Source organism: Actinocorallia libanotica (genome assembly GCF_039525175.1).
Lineage (GTDB): Bacteria > Actinomycetota > Actinomycetes > Streptosporangiales > Streptosporangiaceae > Actinocorallia > Actinocorallia libanotica.
On record NZ_BAAAHH010000015.1, the window covers coordinates 1 to 16,199 of the forward strand.

Here is a 16,199-nt window from a genome sequence, read left to right on the forward strand (position 1 = left end):
CTGCGCGCCGCCGAGGCCGGGCCGCTGCGCCGGGCGTGCCCCGAGGCCGCCGCCCGGCTCGCCGACGCCGACGACCGCTGTGCGCTCCTCGACGAGGCCGACACCGTCTGCGGACCGCCGACGCCGACGGGCTTCCCCGCGGACCCGGCGGACGATCCCCGGCTCGTGCGCACGTTCCTGGCCGGAGGCCGACCGGACCGGGCAGCCGCCGTCACCGCCGAGGCCGAGCGCAGAGCCGCCCTCAACCCCGGCATCCCGGTGTTCGCCACCGTCGCCGCGCACGTCCGCGGCCTCCTCGACCGGGACGCCGACGCGGTCCTGCGGGCCGCCGCGCTCCTCGAGGCGCTCCCGTACCCGCTCGCGCACGCGGCCGCGCTGGAGGACGCCGGGAACCTGCTCCTGGCGTCCGACCGGGCCGCCGCCGTCCGGCGGCTCACCCTGGCCGAGGCCGGCTACGCCCGCACGGGCGCCGAGGCCGAGGCCGACCGGGTGCGGCGCGCGCTGGCCGCGGCCGGGCACCGGCAGCGCAAGAAGCGGCGCCGCGCGGAGCGGGGCTGGGCCGCGCTCACCCCCGCCGAGCGGCGGGTCCTCTCGCTCGTGGCCGAGGGCGCGACCAACCGCCAGGCCGCCGAACGGCTGTTCCTGTCCCCCGCCACCGTCGGCACCCATGTGATGCACATCTTCCACAAAATCGGCGTGAATTCCCGCGTCGAGCTCGCGCGCGCCTATGCGGAGCACGGAGGAATCGCCGACTGACGTTCATGCATGAGGACCGGGGCCGTTCCACGGCCGGCCCCGGCCTTTCGCATGCCCGCGACCAGGCGTCCCACGGGTGATACGGGACTCCTGAACTGCGGCGGGATATCTCATCCATTCACGTCATGCCCTTTTCCGCCCGGCACGGGATGGTGAGGTGACGAACCCGGGAGGTCCGGGTGAAAGCTCCCGAACCGAAGGAGAAGGAATTGCCTTATGTGAAAGTCGGCGAAGAGAACGGCAGGGCGGTCAACCTCTCCTATGCCGACCACGGTTCGGGCACTCCCGTGGTGCTCGTCCACGACTTCCCGCTCAGCGGGGCGTCCTGGGAGAAGCAGACGACGGCGCTGCTGGCCGAGGGGTACCGCGTCATCACCTACGACCGGCGCGGATTCGGCAGATCCGACCAGCCGGCGACCGGCTACGACTACGACACGTTCGCCGCCGACCTCAACGTCCTCATGGAGACCCTCGACCTGCACGACAGCGTCCTGGTCGGCGGCGGCATGGGCACCGGCGAGGTCGCCCGCTACATCGGCTCCCACAGCTCCGCGCGGATCGCCAAGGCCGTCATGATCGCGCCGCTGCCGCCGTGCTTCGGCTGGGACGACGACAATCCCGAGGGCATCGACTGGTCCATCCTCGCCGACATGCGGCAGGAGATCCGGGCCGACAGGTTCGCCTTCCTGAAGCGCTTCCTCGAGCAGGCGCACAACGCCGAGGTCCTGGGCGGCACCCGGATCGGCTTCGACGCGCTGCGCGCGTTCTTCGCCGTCGCCGCCGCGGCCGGGGCGATCGCCACCCACAGCAGCATCGCCGCCTGGACCGCCGACTTCCGGGCCGACCTCGCCAAGTTCGACGTCCCCGTCCTCGCCCTCCAGGGCGACTACGACCGCATCATGCCGATCGCCGTCACGGGCGACCGGTTGCAGAAGCACCTGCACGACCTGCGCTTCGAGGTCCTCGAAGGCGGCCCGCACGCGATCGCCTGGACCCACGCCGAAGAGGTCAACGCAGCCCTCCTCGACTTCCTCCGATGAACCGCGTCCACCATCCGAGACAAGGAACCCGCATGTACTTCTCCCGCCCGCCCCTGCGCCTCGCCGGCATCCTCATCGGACTCGCGCTGACCGCCGCGTCCCTGTCCTTCCCCGCCGCGCCCGCCGTCGGCGTCGGCCCGAAGGCCGCCAAGCCGACCATCGTGCTCGTGCACGGCTCCTTCGCCGACTCCTCCGGCTGGAGCAAAGTCATCGAACGCCTCCAGCGGCACGGCTACACCGCCCTCGCCGTCGCCAACCCGCTGCGCGGCCTCGCCTCCGACGCCGCCTACCTGGACTCCTTCATCGACGGCATCGAGGGCCCGGTCGTCCTCGTCGGCCACTCCTACGGGGGCGCGGTCATCACCGAGACCGCTCCCGACCCCGACGTGAAGGCGCTCGTCTACGTGTCGGCCTTCCTGCCGGAGGAGGGTGAGACCGCCTTCGGCATCGCCGGCCGCTTCCCCGGCAGCCAGATCACCCCCGAGACGATCCGGACCGTCACCCTGCCGTCCGGCGGCGACGACGTCTACCTGCGCGCCGAGACCTTCGGGAAGGTCTTCGGCCCCGGTGTCCCCGCCTCCGTCCTCCGCCTCCTCGCCGCCACCCAGCGTCCGATCCTCTACACCGCGCTGACCGAGCCCGCCACGGCCGGCCCCGCCTGGAAGCGGCTTCCGTCCTGGGTCGTGATCTCCAAGACCGACCAGGCGATCCCCGCCGCGGCCCAGCGCTTCATGACGGTCCGCGCCGGAGCCCGCGCCGTCGAGGTCGACGCCTCGCACTCCGCGTTCCTGACCCGTCCGGGCGTCGTCGCCGACGTCATCGAGAAGGCCGCCCGCTGACCCTGCGCACCCGCACCCGCTCGTCCCCGGCTCTGGGGCGGGGACGAGCAGGCCCCTCCACGCCCGATCCGGGCCGTACCCGCTCACACACAGACCTCGGAAAGGAAAAGCGACCGTGGCGCACGCCGAACCCGTCAGGGAAGACGCCGGGCCCGACGACCTCCAGTACGCCGTGCGGATCTTCGCCGAGATCCGCCCGCGCCTCTTCGGCATCGCCTACCGCATGCTGGGCAGCGTCCAGGAGGCCGAGGACGTCGTCCAGGACGCCTGGCTGCGCTGGCAGTCCTGCGACAGATCCGCCGTCGCCAATCCCGCCGCCTTCCTCTCGACGGCCACGACCCGGCTGTCCATCAACACCGTCCAGTCCGCCCGGCTCCGCCGCGAGACCTGCACCGGGCCCCGGCTGCCCGACCCGGCCGACACCGCCGGCGACCCCCATCTGGGCGCCGAACGCGCCGAGGCGCTGGAGACCGCCGTCGTTCTCATCCTGGAGCGCCTGTCCCCCAACGAGCGCGCCGCCTACATCCTGCGCGAGGCCTTCGACTACCCCTACGCCGACATCGCCGCGATCCTCCGCCTCTCCGAGCCGGCCACCCGCCAGCTCGTCAGCCGCGCCCGCAAGCGCCTGACGACCGCCCGCCGTGCCGCTCCCGCCCCGCCCGACCCCCGCCCCCTCCTCACCGCCTTCCGCACCGCCGCCCGGACCGGCGACCTCGCCCCCCTGGAATCCCTCCTGGCCCCGCCCTCTCCCGTCACTCCCCTCCGCGGGTCCGCCTCCCCCGCGGCCGTCCCCGCGGTCCCCGCCGCGCCCCAGGCGGCCTGACCTCCGCAGAACCTCGAAGGAGCACCACCATGAACGTCCCCGAGCGGCGGCTCTCCGTTCCCGTCCTGGTCATCGGTACCGGTGGCGCCGGTCTGCGCGCGGCGATCGAGCTGGCCGAGCGCGGCGTCGGCGTGCTCGCCGTCGGCAAACGGCCGAAGACCGACGCGCACACGACGATGGCGGCGGGCGGCATCAACGCCGCCCTCGGCACGATGGACCCCGAGGACAGCCCGCTCCAGCACGCGGCCGACACGATCAAGGAGAGCTATCTCCTCGCCCATCCCGACACCGTGCGGATCGTCACCGAGAACGCCGAGCGCGGAATCGACGACCTCGTCCGATACGGAATGCCGTTCGCGCGCGAGGCCGACGGGCGGATCTCCCAGCGGTTCTTCGGCGCGCACACCTGGCGGCGCACCGCCTTCAGCGGCGACTACACCGGCCTGGAGATCCAGCGGACCCTCGTCCGCCGAGCGGCAGAGCTGGCCGTCCCCATCCTCGACACCCTCTACATCACGCGACTGCTCGTGCGCGACAACGTCGTGTTCGGCGCGTACGGGTTCGACCTGAACGACGGCACCCGCCATGTCATCCACGCCGACGCGGTGGTCCTGGCTACCGGCGGGCACACCCGGACCTGGCGGCGCACCTCCTCGCGGCGCGACGAGAACACCGGCGACACCTTCCGCCTCGCCGTCCTGGCCGGCGCCCGCATCCGCGATCCCGAGCTCGTCCAGTTCCACCCGTCCGGACTGCTCGACCCGGAGGACGCGGCGGGCACGCTCGTGTCGGAGGCGGCGCGCGGTGAGGGCGGCCACCTCCGCAACGCCGACGGCGAGCGGTTCATGCGGCGCTACGACCCCGAACGCATGGAGCTGTCGACCCGGGACCGGGTGGCGCTGGCCGCGTTCACCGAGATCAGGGCCGGGCGCGGCACCCCGAAGGGCGGCGTCTGGCTGGACGTGTCGCACCTCCCCCGCGAGACGATCATGGAGCGGCTCCCGCGCGTCCACCGGACGCTGCTGGAGCTGCAGATGCTCGACATCACCGAGAAGCCGATCGAGATCGCCCCGACGGCGCACTACTCGATGGGCGGCGTCCGGGTCCGTCCGGAGGACCACGGCACCGACGTCGAGGGGCTGTTCGCCATCGGCGAGGCGGCCAGCGGCCTGCACGGGGCGAACCGCCTCGGCGGCAACTCCCTCATCGAACTCCTGGTGTACGGAAGGATCACCGGCCGTGCCGCCGCCGAGTACTCCGCCTCCCTCTCCGCGCAGCAGCGGTCCGCGCGGGCGGTCGAGGAGGCACGGCGGGAGATCGACGAGCTGCTCGCGCGCGACGGCCGGGAGAACGTCCGGGTCCTCCAGCGCGCGGTGCGCGACATCATGACCGAGCACGCGGGGGTCGTCCGCGACGAGGCCGGCCTGCTGCAGGGCCTCCTCGAACTCGACGAGGTCGAGGAGAGGTTCGCCGGCCTCGGCGTCCATCCGGACATCGCCGGCCACCAGGACCTCGCGCACGCCTTCGACCTCCAGGGAACCGCGCTCGCGGCCCGCGCCACCCTGGAGGCCGCTCTGGAGCGCCGCGAGACCCGCGGCTGCCACAACCGCTCCGACTTCCCCGCCCTCGACCCGTCCCTGCGCGTCAATCTGGTGTGGTCCGGCCCCGGAAAGATCGACCGCGAGGAGATCCCCCCGGTCCCCGACGAGATCGCCTCCCTCATGCGCGAGGTCGACACGAGCTCCCACGAGCTCGTCGAGTGACGCCCGGAGCGCCCGTCAGGGAAGGCCGACGAGCTGGTGGCGGGAGGTGACGCCGAGCTTGGTGAAGACCTTGCCCAGGTGGTATTCGACGGTGCGGGGGCTGACGTACAGGCGGGCGGCGATCTCCTTGTTGGTCAGGCCGGTGCGGGCCAGCCGGGCGACCTGCTCCTCCTGCGGGGTGAGTTCCCCCGTCGTCTCGGCGCTGCGCTTGCGGACGGTCTCGCCGGTGGCGAGCAGTTCGCGTTCGGCGCGGGCGGCGAACGCCCGCATGCCGATGCCGGTGAACAGCTCGAAGGCGGTGCGCAGCTGCTCGCGGGCCTCGGTGCGGCGGCGTTCGCGGCGCAGCCATTCGCCGTACAGGAGGTGGGCGCGGGCGAGGTCGGGGCGCATGCGGGTGCGACCGAGCCGCTCGATCGCCTCGCGGTGGAGCCGGTCCGCCTCCTCGCCCTCCGACAGCAGCGCCCGGCACCGCGCCTCCAGGCCCAGGCCCCAGTCGGTGCCCCCTCTGCGCGCCGACAGGGCGAACCGCTCCAACGCGTGCGCGGCGACGTCGTCGCGGCCGGTGCGCACGGCCGCCTCGATGAGCTCCATCGGCGCCCAGTGCACCCCGCTGCCGCCGGGCGCCCGCTCGTCCATGACCGGGAGGACGGCCTCCAGCGCCTTGCCGTAGTGGCCGAGCCCGTTGTAGAGGACGGACCTGACCCAGCGGCAGACGTCGAGGGTCCGTCCCTCTCCGCGGACCAGGCTCTCCTTGACGATGGCCTCCGCCAGGTCCTCCGTGGTCTCCGCGTCGCCCCGCCAGGCGGCGAGGCCGAGGTCTCCCCCTGTCTGCACCATGGCCCCCGAGGTCGTCCACACGTCGGCGGCGAGCGCCTGCGCCTTCGCCTCCTCGTTCAGGGTGGCGGCGTCGGCCAGGTCGCCCTCGAACAGGCGCTGCATCGTGGTGATGCTGAGGAGGAGGGGGAGCAGCGCGAAGGCACCGGAGCCGCGGACGAGCCGAAGGTAGTCCTCGGCCACGTCATGGCACAGCTCGGAGTCCCACAGCGCCATCGCGAAGAAGTTGGCGAGCCAGGCCCACCTCAGCCGCTCACCCGGGCCCGTCTCCTCTCCCAGGATGACGGACAGCGCCTTCCTCAACGCGGGGCCCGCCGCTTCGGAGTCCCGGGCGTACAGCAGGACGAGCGCGTCGAGGACGAGGTCGGTGGCGCGGGGTTGCCCGGATACCGGAGGTGCCGCGAGAGCGGCCTCGGCGACCTCGGCGATGCCCTCCCAGTCGGGCAGGACGCCGATCGCCGTCGTCAGCGCCTGGAGGTAGGTGTCGCGGGACAGGGCGACGTCCAGCGTCTCCAGCTGCTTGGCGACCTTCAGCAGCATCGCCGGGACGGAGCTGCCCCGGTTGGAGGTCAGGGCGATCTCGGCGCGCAGCACGTCGGCCTTGGCGTGGCGCAACTCGTCCGGCGGCCCCGCCTCGGCCGAGGCCAGCAGGGCCAGGGCGGGCTCGGCCGCGCCCGCCATGTGCTTGGCCCGCGCCGCCTCCAGGGCGCGGTCCGCCCGGGACCGGGCGTCCGGGGTGAGGCCGACGGCCCGCTCCAGGAACGCCGCGGCGGCGACCAGCCCGCCGCGGGCCAGGGCGCGCCCGGCCGAGCGCTCCAGTTCCGCGGCGACGTCCTCGTCCAGGTGCGCGGTGCCCTGCGCGCGGTGCCAGGCCCGCCGGTCCGGGTCGGTCTCGGCGTCGGTGCCCTCGGCGAGCGCCCGGTGGGCCTCCCTGCGCTCCCTGGGCGCGGTCGCGTTGTACACGGCGGAGCGCACCAGCGGGTGGCGGAACCGCACCCGTTCGCTGAAGTCGATCAGCTCTTCCGCCTCGTCCGCCGCCGCGGCCTCCACGCCGAGCACGCCGGCGGCCCGCCACAGCAGGACCGGGTCACCGGTCGGCTCGGCGGCGGCCAGCAGCAGCATCGTCCGCGTGTCGGCGGACACGTCGGCCAGCCGCCGCCGGAAACCGCCCTCCAGCCGGCCCGACAGCGACTGCCCCGTCCCCTCCGCGGCGAACAGTCCGCTCGCCGCGTCCTCGCGGGGCAGCTCCAGCAGGGCGAGCGGGTTGCCGCAGGCCTCGGTGACGATGCGGGCGCGCACCTCCTCGTCCATCGGCCCGGGAACGACGCGCCGCACGAGGGCGCGCGCATCGGCGTCGCCGAGGCCGCCGACCTCCAGCACGGGCAGGCCCGGCAGCGCGTGCTCGGGACCGGACTCGCGAACGGAGAAGACGCAGGCCACCCGCTCGGCCATGAGGCGGCGGGCCACGAACATCAGGACCTGGGCCGAGGCCCGGTCGAGCCACTGGGCGTCGTCGACCACGCACACGAGCGGACGCTCCTCGGCGGCCGCGGCCAGCAGGTTGAGCACCGCAAGGCTGATGAGGAACTGGTCGGGGGCATGGCCGGAACGCAGGCCGAAGGCGGTGCCGAGCGCGTCCTGCTGCGGCTCGGGCAGGGTGTCGAGGAGTTCCAGCATCGGTAGGCACAGCTGGTGGACCGCGGCGAAGGCCAGCTCCATCTCCGACTGGACGCCGGTCGCCGTGGCGACCCGGCATCCGGCCGCCCGGGCGACCAGGTGCTCCAGGAGCGCCGACTTGCCGACCCCGGCCTCACCGCGCAGGACCAGCACCCGGCTCTCGCCGCCGCGGACGTCCGACAGCATCCCTTCCAGGGTCGCGCACTCGGCGGTCCGGCCCAGCAGTTCCCCCGGGCGAGGCCTTCCGGCCGCCGCCCACCGGCCCGCACTCGCCATCTCAGCCGCTCCCGCCCTGGAGTTCCCGCACGTCCGGTCACCGGGACCGGACTTTCATCAGATGCAATATCCCACCCGGAACCCCCGCTCAGCGAACCTGTCACTAAAAATCATGCGTTCCCCTCATGAACCACCACTGACAGCTCACGGAGCCCTGAAAGCACGCAGAACCAGATAGGGCGCATCACGGTATATACAGCGCGCTCACTGCGGAAAGAGAGCAGACCAACGGCAGGATCACCCGAAACCGCCCCGCCCGGCGGCCGGGCGGGGCGGAAGGGGCACCGGTCTCCGTCAGGGAGGGGATGCGCGAAGCGACGGGGTTCGTGAGGTCAGGCCGCCTCGAGCTCCAGAACCTGCCGGGTGAGGTCCACGCGGGAGGTGATGTTCCACTTGGTGAAGATGTGGCGGAGATGGGAGCCGACGGTGTGGCTGGACAGGAAGAGGCGTTCGGCGACCTGGCGGTTGGTCGCGCCCTGGGCGACCAGGAGCGCCACCTTCACCTCGGCGGCGGTCAGGCCCCATCTGCCGGCGCCGCCGCTGAAACGCGCGGCGCGCCGGACGCCCAGCGCACGCAGGCGGCGCCGCACCCGGGCCGCGTCGCGCACGGCCCCGCACTCCTCGTAGAGGTCGAGCGCGGAGTCCAGCAGCCCCCGGGCGGCGGGATCGCCCGCGGCCCCGAGCACCCGGCCCGCGTCCTCGGCCGCCGAGGCGCGCACCAGGGGCCGCTCGGCCTCCTCCAACACCTTGACGGCCTGCAGCAGCAGGTCCGGGTCGTCCGTGAGCAGACCCCGCGCGTGAGCGGCGACTCCGCGCAGGAAGGGGATCTCCGCGTCGAGCTCCGCGGCCCGCCCGGCGGCCTCGGCGGCGAGGCCGGGCAGCTCCGCCCGCAGCGCGAGGCGGGCGAGCACCACGAGGTCGGCTGGGTCGGGCGTCGTCCCCGGGGCGCCGGAGTCCGCCCAGGCGAGCTCGATGAGTTCGGCGACGCGCGCGGTGTCGCCCGCCGCGTCGGCCGCGAGGGCGGCGAGCCAGGTCCCGGTGCGGCGGACCGCGGGCGCTTCGGCGGCCGCCATCCGCGCGCCGTCGGCGGCGCAGCGCCGGACGCCCTCCTCGTCGCCCATGTGCACCGCCGCCCTACCGAAGGCATAGCGGGCGGTGGTGTCGGCGAAGTCCCCCGAACCCAGGTCGCCCGCGGCCGACAGGGCGGCGTCGGCCTCGACGCGTGCGGCCGCGAGCCGGCCCGCGTCCAGCAGGACCCGGGCCCGGCTCATCGCCCACAGGGCCTCCGCGGGCCGATGCCCGGCCTGACGGGCCGCGCCGACGCCCTCGTCCGTCTCCCGGAGCGCCTCCTCGATCCGCCCCGAGGCCGTGAGGGTGAACGCCCGCGCGCAGTCCTCGAGAGCCCGGGGCCTGCTCGCGCGCACGACGCGCGCCTCGGCCTCGTCCTGGAACACGAGGGCGCGGGACGGGTTCAGCCGGGCCAGTTCGGCCCGTGCGAGCGCCGCGAGCGCCGTCGCGCCCGCGGCGGCGTCGGCATCCACGGCGACGCGGCCCGCCGCGGCGATGGACCGGGCCGCGTAGCCGCTCCTGGACAGGTGCAGCGCCTCGGTGGCGACGAGGCGCGCAACTACCCCGGCGGAGACTCCCGGGACCGCCAGGGCGGTCCGGCACTGCCGGACCGCCTCGGCGGAGGACACGTGGCCCACGAGCCGGGCCATCACCCAGCGGAGCCGGGCTTCGGCCTCCGGCGTGAGGAGGCCTTCGAGCGCGGCTTCGGCCCGCTGCCTGGCCTCGGCGTACCGCCCGTCGCGGTCGAGCAGCTCGACGGTCCCGGCGACGATCTGCGCGGTGTGCGGTCCGTCCGGTCCGGCGAGGTCCAGCGCCCTGCGGCTCAGCGCCGCGGCCCGCGCCGGCGCGGTCGCCGCGAGGTCCCCGGCCGCCCGGCGAAGCAGGTCCACGGCCCGGTGGTCGCCGGGCGCCGCCGTCTCGGCGAGCTCGGCGGCGACGTCCACCGCCCGTCCCCCGTGCGCGAGCCTGACCTCGACCGCCTGGCGGCGCAGGCACCGGCGCAGCGCGGAGGGGAGCGTCGCGGAGATCGCCTGCCGGACCAGGTCGTGCCGGAAGCCGAGGAGACCGTCCGAACCCGCGAGGAAGCCCGCGCCGCCCGCCTCCTCCACCACCGCCGCGACCTCGCCGACCGGCACGCCGACGAGCCCGGCCAGCTCCGCCGCGGTGAAGGCCCGGTCGAACACCGAGGCGACCCGGACGCACTGGCGGGCCGACGGCGACACCTGGTCGAGCCGGCCCCGGACCAGCTCGCGGAGCCTGCGCGGCACCGCGCCCCCGTCGGTCGTGGCGATCCCGTCCCGCACGGTGATCCGGCCCTCCTCCGCCAGGCCCCGGAGCAGTTCGACGAGCAGGCGCGGCGTGCCCTGCGCCCGTCCGGCCATGCGCAGCACGGCGAGGCCCGGCTCGGCCCCGAGCAGGTCGGCGGCCAGCTCCGCGACGGCGCGGTCGGCGAGCGGGCCGAGGACGATGCGGTCCCGGCCGCGGCACAGCGCCTCGACCCGCGCGCCGACCGCGACCGGTGGCGGGCCCACCGACAGGACCCACAGGATCGGAGCGTCCGCCAGGTCGGCGAGGAGCTCCGGCAGCGCCGCCAAGGTCGCGGAGTCGCACCACTGCACGTCGTCGAGGCAGATGACGAGGGGCCCGCGCGCCGCCGCGCCCGCGAGCCGTGCGCGGGCCTCCTGCAGCGTCCAGGACCGCAGGTCCGCCGGACGGACGAGGCGGGGCTCCGAGGCGTCGAGCAGCGGCGCGGGCCCGGCGCACAGGGCCTCCAGCAGCGGCCCGAACGGGACCGCGAGCCGGTCGAGCGCCGCCGATCCGCGCAGGCAGGGCAGCCCGTCCGCGACGGCGCGCGCGTGGACCTCGGCGAGCAGCCGCGTCCTGCCCGACCCCGGCGGCCCCTCGACCACCACGACGCCGCCCCTCCCCCGGACCAGCGCGGCGAGCCCGTCGGCCAGCGCCGCCGATTCGGCCTCGCGGCCGCGCAGCGGCAGTCCGCCGCCCGGCGTCCGGGCAACGCATCTCATGCCGGCCCGCCGCTTGCGCCTCGTCTCCTTCTCCGGCACAGCCCCTCCGTCTCACCCCGTCGGCGGACGCCCCGCCGATCACTGCCCACTGTGGCCGGGCCGGTGCTCCCGTCGCATCGGGGAGTACCCCGGCCGCATCCCCGGGGACGTCCTGCCGGCGAGCCCGTGGACACCCCGTGACCGGCCGGGCATCCGTGTGGCCCCTGGGCCCGACCGGCACCCGGGCTGCGCGCGGCCCCGGGTGCCGGTCGACCGCGGACGGCTCTCTCGCAGGAAGGCACCGCGCACCGTGCCGGTCCGCCCGGCACCGGGCATCAAGGAACGCGGCACCGGTCCGGGCACCGGGGAATCCCCGGTCGTGCGCCCGCCGACCGGGCACGGGGTCGGGGAACGCGGCGCCGGGGAGGACGACGGGCGAGGCCTCGCAGACGGGCGGGCCGCGGCACGGCGGGCGCCGGGCTAATCGCGGGTGTCGCGGACGCCGCGGGAGGTCAGCGGCTCGATCAGGTCGTCCATCGCGCAGTCGAGGATGTCCAGCAGCGCCATCAGGGTGCGGAGGCGCAGCCGCTCGGGCTTGTCGACGACAAGGCGGTACACCTGGCTGGGCGACAGATCGACGCCGCGGGAGGCCAGCAGGGGGCGCAGCCCCGCCGTGGAGTGCATGCCGCGCTCCGCCATGACCTCGCGAAGATGCCACGCATAGTCCAGTTCGGTCATCGCCCGCCAGCCCCTTGTTCGTTTCCGCCGCCCCGGACGAAGGTCTGGAGACCGGGTGCGAGCGCGTGCCGCCCAGGATCCCGCCCGGCATTCCGCTTTCGCATCCGTGACATCCCTAGGCTTCCCGCCGCGGCGTGCGGCGACGACCGGTGGTCCGGCCCTGCCGGGTGGGGCGGCCCTGCCGGGTGGGGGGCGGTCCGGCCGGGTGGGGCGGCCCTGCCGGGTGGGGGCGGTCCGGCGTGCGGCGCGAACATCAGTCGTCTGCGCGATGCGCGGCCGGCGGTGTCAGGGCGACGATGTCGTCTCCCGCAACACCCTGGAGAAAGGAAGCGACATGACCCGCGTTCCGGACGAGGCACTCGTCCTGGTGCCCGGTGGCACCCTCATCACCGAGACCCCCGAAGAGGGCCGCGCGCTGGCCATGGCGATCGCCCGCAACACCGTCCACACCCTCCAGCCCGAACTGGAGGTGCTCCAGGCCGGGCGGCCGCAGTACGCGGGCGACGCGGCGAAGCTGATCGCCGCCGTCCAGGTCGTCTCCCTCGAGTTCCAGACCATCGCGGCCGCCAACCACTACTGGCGCTGATCCGCCGCCCGAACGGCGGTCGCCCGGGCGGCCGTCTCCCGTCCTGCGGTTCCCGGCCGGAAGGGAGGAGGGCCGGTGGCGCGGCTCCCGCGGACCCGCGGGAGCGCCGGTCGGGTGTGCGGTCAGGAGACGGCCAGCGCCCCGCCCAGCTTGTTGCGGGAGTTGACGTCGAGCTTGGTGAAGACCTTGCGGAGGTGCCATTCGACGGTGCGCGGGCTGAGGAACAGCTCCGCGCCGATCTCGGAGTTCGTCTTGCCGGCGGCGGCCAGCCGAGCGATCTGCGCCTCCTGTGCGGTCAGTGCCTCGCGCACGTCGACCGCGCGCTGCCGGATCGTCTCCCCGGTGGCCATGAGCTCGCGACGGGCGCGTTCGGCGAAGGCGAGCGCGCCGAACCCCCGGAGCATCTCGTAAGCGGTGCGCAGGTGCTCGCGCGCGTCGAGGCGCCGGTTCTGGCGCCGCAGCCACTCTCCGTACACCAGGTGGGTGCGGGCGAGATCGACGGTGATCCGGCTGCGCGCCAGGCGTTCGAGCGCCTCGCGGTACAGCGGCTCGGCCTTCGGTCCGGCGCACAGCAGTGCTCTCGACCGGGCCAGAACACCCAGCGCCCAGTCCGTGCCGGCGGCCACGGCACGCTCCTCCAACCGGACGAGCGCCGCCGCGGCCGCCTCGGGGACGTCACCGCGCGCGGCGGCCTCGACCAGTTCGGCGAGGCAGAACCCGACGACCGCCAGATCATCGTGCTCAGCCGCCCGTTCGGCGCTGTCCAGCGCGTCCTGGTACCGGCCGAGGCCGTTGTACAGCACCGCACACAGATAGCCGGCCAGGCCGACCGCCCGGCCCTCTCCCCAGAGCGCAGCGTCCCGCGCGGCGGACTGGATCACCTCCGCTTTCTGGGGACCCTCGCCGCGCCAGGCCAGGAGCAGCAGCGAGGAGTAGGCGAGGGGCGAGTTGCCGGCCAGCTCCGTGAGAGTGGCGGACTCGTCGACCAGCATCGAGGCGAGGTCGAACTCCCCCGCGTGCACGTGTACGGAGGCACGGTAGGCGAGTGCCAGGGGGAGGAAGTTGAGCGAGCCGGTGCCGCGTGCCACTCGGACCGCGTGCGTGGACAGCTCATGCCACGTCTCGTCGTCCCACAGCTCGCCGGCGGCGGGCCAGGTGAGCCAGAGCCAGCGCATGATGTCGTCCTCGCCAGGGCCGGCGGCCTCCCGGAACGCCCGCAACGCGTCCTTCAACCGCGGCGCGGCCGTGGCGCGATCCTCGGTGAACCAGGCCGCCAGGCCGTCGAGAAGAAGGTCGGGCAGCCGCGGAGACAGCGGTCCGCGCGGCGCGGAGCGGGCGGCCTCCGCGACCTCCCGTACTCCGATGCCGCTCTGGAGCCGACCCGCGAAGACCGCTGCCCCGAGCGCGTCGAGGTACGCCTCCCGCGCCTGTCCGCCGTCGATGCCCTCCAGTCTGCCCGCCGCGTCGAACAGCGCGGGCAGGGCTTCGCCGCCGCGCCTTCGCGCGAAGAAAATCTGGGCGCGCAGCCTGCCCAGCCGTGCGCGCCGGGCCTCGTCCAGCGGACCCAGTTCCGCCGCGGCGATGAGTTCGAGCGCCGTGTCAGGGGCCCCGGCCTCGAAGGTGGCCCGTGCCGCGGCCAGCGCCCTCGTTCCGCGCCCGGCGGGATCGGGCGTCAGCTCGGCCGCGCGTCTCAGGAACGCGGCGGCCGCCGCGATTCCGCCGCGGGCCTCGGCCCGGTCGGCCGACCTCTCCAGCTCGCCCGCCAGCGCCTCGTCGGGTTCGACCGCCGCATGGGCGCGGTGCCAGGCCTGGCGATCGGAATCGAAATCGGAGTCGATCGCCTCGGCCAGCGCACGGTGCACGTCCCGGCGCGCCCCGGGATCGGCCGCGCGGTAGGCGGCCGAACGTACCAGCGGATGCCGGAACCGCACCCGCGCGCCGATCTCGATCAGCCCCGCCTCCTCGGCCGCCCCCGCCGCGTCCGCCCCGAGGTCGAGGCGCTCGGCCACCCGTCTCAGCAGGGGGACGTCCCCCACCGGATCGGCGCCCGCCGCGAGCAGCAGCCGCTGCACCGCATCCGGGAGGGACCCGATGCGGCGCAGGAAGCTCTGCTCGATCTGGCCGGCCAGCGGCCGCGCGTCCGGACGCGCGAACCCGCCGGCCAGCTCCGCCGCGGTCTGCCCCCGCGTCAGCTCCAGCAAGGCCAGCGGATTGCCCTGGGTCTCGGCGACGATCCGGTCCCTGATGCGCTCGTCCAGGCGTCCGGGGACCACCGACTCCAGCAGCACGCGCGCGTCGTCGACCCGCAGGCCCAGGACCTCCAGCTCCCGCAGCCCCTTCAGCGGGTCGTCGCCCGGGTCGGACGCCGGCGTGCGCACCGCGAACACCAGCGCCACCCGCTCCGCGAGCAGGCGCCGCGCGGCGAAGGCCAAGGCCTGCGCGGAGACCCGGTCGAGCCACTGGGCGTCGTCCACCACGCAGACGAGCGGCTGCTCCTCTGCCGCCTCGGCCAGCAGGCTGAGCACCGCGAGCCCGACCAGGAAGCGGTCCGGCGCGCTCCCGGACCTCAGGCCGAACGCGACGCTCAAGGCCTCGCGCTGGGGGTCGGGAAGACGATCGAGGAACCCCATCATCGGCAGGCACAGCTGGTGCAGCCCGGCGAAGGCCAGCTCCATCTCGGACTCGACACCGGAGGCCCGCAGGACCCGGCATCCCTCCGCGTGTTCCACCAGGTACTCCACCAGTGCGGACTTGCCGACCCCCGGCTCGCCGCGCAGCACCAGCACCTGCCCCTGGCCCGTCCTGGCCCCCGCCATCACCTGGTCCAGCACCGCGCGCTCACCACGCCGGCCGAGCAGCCCGCGCCGGGGAGCGCTGTTCGACATCCACCACCACACAGGCCGAAGGGGCAAAACCCGTGATCGCAGCGGGTCCGCATCATCATGCACCAATGCGCATAGTACGAACAATCAGCCAGATCGCCCCCACTCGTGACGTCCGTCACCGGTGACCACGGGGCCGTCGGGGACATCATCGGAGCCCCCTCAGCAGAAGCTCGGTGAGGGGCACCAGGTCGCCGTTCCGCGCCGCGCCGCGGAACACCTCCAGCAGCTGCTTCCCCTCCCCCGGTACGACCGGGCCCTGCCGGGGGACGGCGACGCGCCGGCGTGCCCGGACCGCCAGCTGCCGCGCGTTGGCCTCGCTGAGCCCGAGAAGGTCGGCGATCTCGCGGAACGGGTACTCGAACGCCTCGCGCAGCACGTACACGGCGCGTTCGACCGGAGACAGCCGCTCGACCAGGAGCCGGACCGCGAACTCCAGCTCCTCCCCGCGTTCGGCCTCCCGTTCCGGATCGACGGACGCGCCCGGGGCCTCGGCGCCCCAGGCTCCGGCGCTGACCTCGCGGCGGGCCCTGGCGGAGGTCGCGGCGTTGAGCGCGGACCTGGTCGTGACGGTCACGAGAAACGCCACCCGGTCACGTACCCGTGCCCGGTCCACTCCCTGCCAGCGCACCCACACGTCCTGCACCACGTCCTCGGCGTCCGCGGCATGCCCCAGGGTCCGATGGGCGATCCGGAACAGCAGGTCCCGAACCGACTCGAACTCCGCCACCGCCTCGGATCCGATGCCGGGGGCAGCGATCCCCATGCGCCCGGCTGCTCCCGGGCACGACGCCCTCGGCTCCGCCACGGCATCGACTTCGGCCAAACGCATGACGATCTCCCTTGCTGACAGTGGTCCGCACCACCGTCACCGAAAGCAGTCGCCCGTCGCGCCCGTGAAATCCCGGGTC

Annotated in this window: 11 protein-coding genes; 6 read left to right on the top strand and 5 right to left on the bottom strand. The window is 74.7% G+C overall.

The genetic code is table 11. The features are described from left to right. The 5 genes from ABD140_RS18895 to ABD140_RS18915 all read left to right on the top strand — a co-directional run. Positions 1-756: response regulator transcription factor (locus tag ABD140_RS18895; protein WP_344242191.1), on the top strand; the 756-nt coding region annotated here is incomplete at its 5' end. Positions 757-974: 218 nt separating this feature from the next. Beyond that, complete coding sequence (locus ABD140_RS18900; RefSeq protein WP_344242192.1) at positions 975-1,796, top strand: alpha/beta fold hydrolase; 822 nt, start codon at positions 975-977, stop codon at positions 1,794-1,796. A gap of 32 nt (positions 1,797-1,828) precedes the next feature. Continuing rightward, positions 1,829-2,635, top strand: coding sequence for an alpha/beta fold hydrolase (locus ABD140_RS18905; protein WP_344242193.1), 807 nt, complete (start codon positions 1,829-1,831; stop codon positions 2,633-2,635). Positions 2,636-2,750: 115 nt separating this feature from the next. Next, positions 2,751-3,458: a sigma-70 family RNA polymerase sigma factor gene (locus ABD140_RS18910; protein WP_344242194.1), complete on the top strand. Its 708-nt coding sequence runs from the start codon at positions 2,751-2,753 to the stop codon at positions 3,456-3,458. 29 nt (positions 3,459-3,487) lie between these two features. Then, a complete protein-coding gene (locus ABD140_RS18915; RefSeq protein WP_344242195.1) occupies positions 3,488-5,221 on the top strand; it encodes an L-aspartate oxidase in 1,734 nt (577 codons plus the stop codon). Between the two features lie 15 nt (positions 5,222-5,236). Here the strand turns inward: ABD140_RS18915 and ABD140_RS18920 are convergent, their stop codons facing one another. The 3 genes from ABD140_RS18920 to ABD140_RS18930 all read right to left on the bottom strand — a co-directional run bounded on the left by ABD140_RS18920 (position 5,237) and on the right by ABD140_RS18930 (position 11,820). Further along, positions 5,237-8,008, bottom strand: coding sequence for a helix-turn-helix transcriptional regulator (locus ABD140_RS18920; protein ID WP_344242196.1), 2,772 nt, complete (start codon positions 8,006-8,008; stop codon positions 5,237-5,239). A 332-nt stretch (positions 8,009-8,340) separates the two neighbouring features. Beyond that, positions 8,341-11,103, bottom strand: a complete 2,763-nt coding sequence (locus tag ABD140_RS18925; protein ID WP_344242197.1) for a helix-turn-helix transcriptional regulator — start codon at positions 11,101-11,103, stop codon at positions 8,341-8,343. 459 nt (positions 11,104-11,562) lie between these two features. Next, positions 11,563-11,820: a helix-turn-helix domain-containing protein gene (locus ABD140_RS18930; RefSeq protein ID WP_344242198.1), complete on the bottom strand. Its 258-nt coding sequence runs from the start codon at positions 11,818-11,820 to the stop codon at positions 11,563-11,565. A 334-nt stretch (positions 11,821-12,154) separates the two neighbouring features. Here ABD140_RS18930 and ABD140_RS18935 point away from each other — a divergent pair, with 334 nt between their 5' ends. Next, entirely contained in the window at positions 12,155-12,406 is a 252-nt protein-coding gene (locus ABD140_RS18935) for a hexameric tyrosine-coordinated heme protein (protein ID WP_344242199.1), read from the top strand. Between the two features lie 122 nt (positions 12,407-12,528). Here the strand turns inward: ABD140_RS18935 and ABD140_RS18940 are convergent, their stop codons facing one another. Together ABD140_RS18940 and ABD140_RS18945 are read right to left on the bottom strand one after the other, a co-directional pair. Next, the gene (locus ABD140_RS18940) at positions 12,529-15,291 is read right to left on the bottom strand and encodes a helix-turn-helix transcriptional regulator (protein WP_344242200.1); all 2,763 of its coding nucleotides are present in this window, start codon (positions 15,289-15,291) and stop codon (positions 12,529-12,531) included. A 145-nt stretch (positions 15,292-15,436) separates the two neighbouring features. Further along, positions 15,437-16,054 carry a sigma-70 family RNA polymerase sigma factor gene (locus ABD140_RS18945; RefSeq protein ID WP_344242201.1) on the bottom strand — a complete coding sequence of 206 codons (618 nt, stop codon included), beginning with the start codon at positions 16,052-16,054 and terminating at the stop codon, positions 15,437-15,439. Between the last annotated feature and the right edge of the window lie 145 nt (positions 16,055-16,199).

Coding starts and splice junctions, on each gene's coding strand:
- ABD140_RS18905 (WP_344242193.1), top strand. CDS start 1,829: ATGTACTTCTCCCGCCCGCCCCTGCGCCTCGCCGGCATCCTCATCGGA.
- ABD140_RS18915 (WP_344242195.1), top strand. CDS start 3,488: ATGAACGTCCCCGAGCGGCGGCTCTCCGTTCCCGTCCTGGTCATCGGT.
- ABD140_RS18920 (WP_344242196.1), bottom strand. CDS start 8,008: ATGGCGAGTGCGGGCCGGTGGGCGGCGGCCGGAAGGCCTCGCCCGGGG.
- ABD140_RS18925 (WP_344242197.1), bottom strand. CDS start 11,103: ATGAGATGCGTTGCCCGGACGCCGGGCGGCGGACTGCCGCTGCGCGGC.
- ABD140_RS18930 (WP_344242198.1), bottom strand. CDS start 11,820: ATGACCGAACTGGACTATGCGTGGCATCTTCGCGAGGTCATGGCGGAG.
- ABD140_RS18935 (WP_344242199.1), top strand. CDS start 12,155: ATGACCCGCGTTCCGGACGAGGCACTCGTCCTGGTGCCCGGTGGCACC.
- ABD140_RS18940 (WP_344242200.1), bottom strand. CDS start 15,291: ATGTCGAACAGCGCTCCCCGGCGCGGGCTGCTCGGCCGGCGTGGTGAG.
- ABD140_RS18945 (WP_344242201.1), bottom strand. CDS start 16,054: ATGGGGATCGCTGCCCCCGGCATCGGATCCGAGGCGGTGGCGGAGTTC.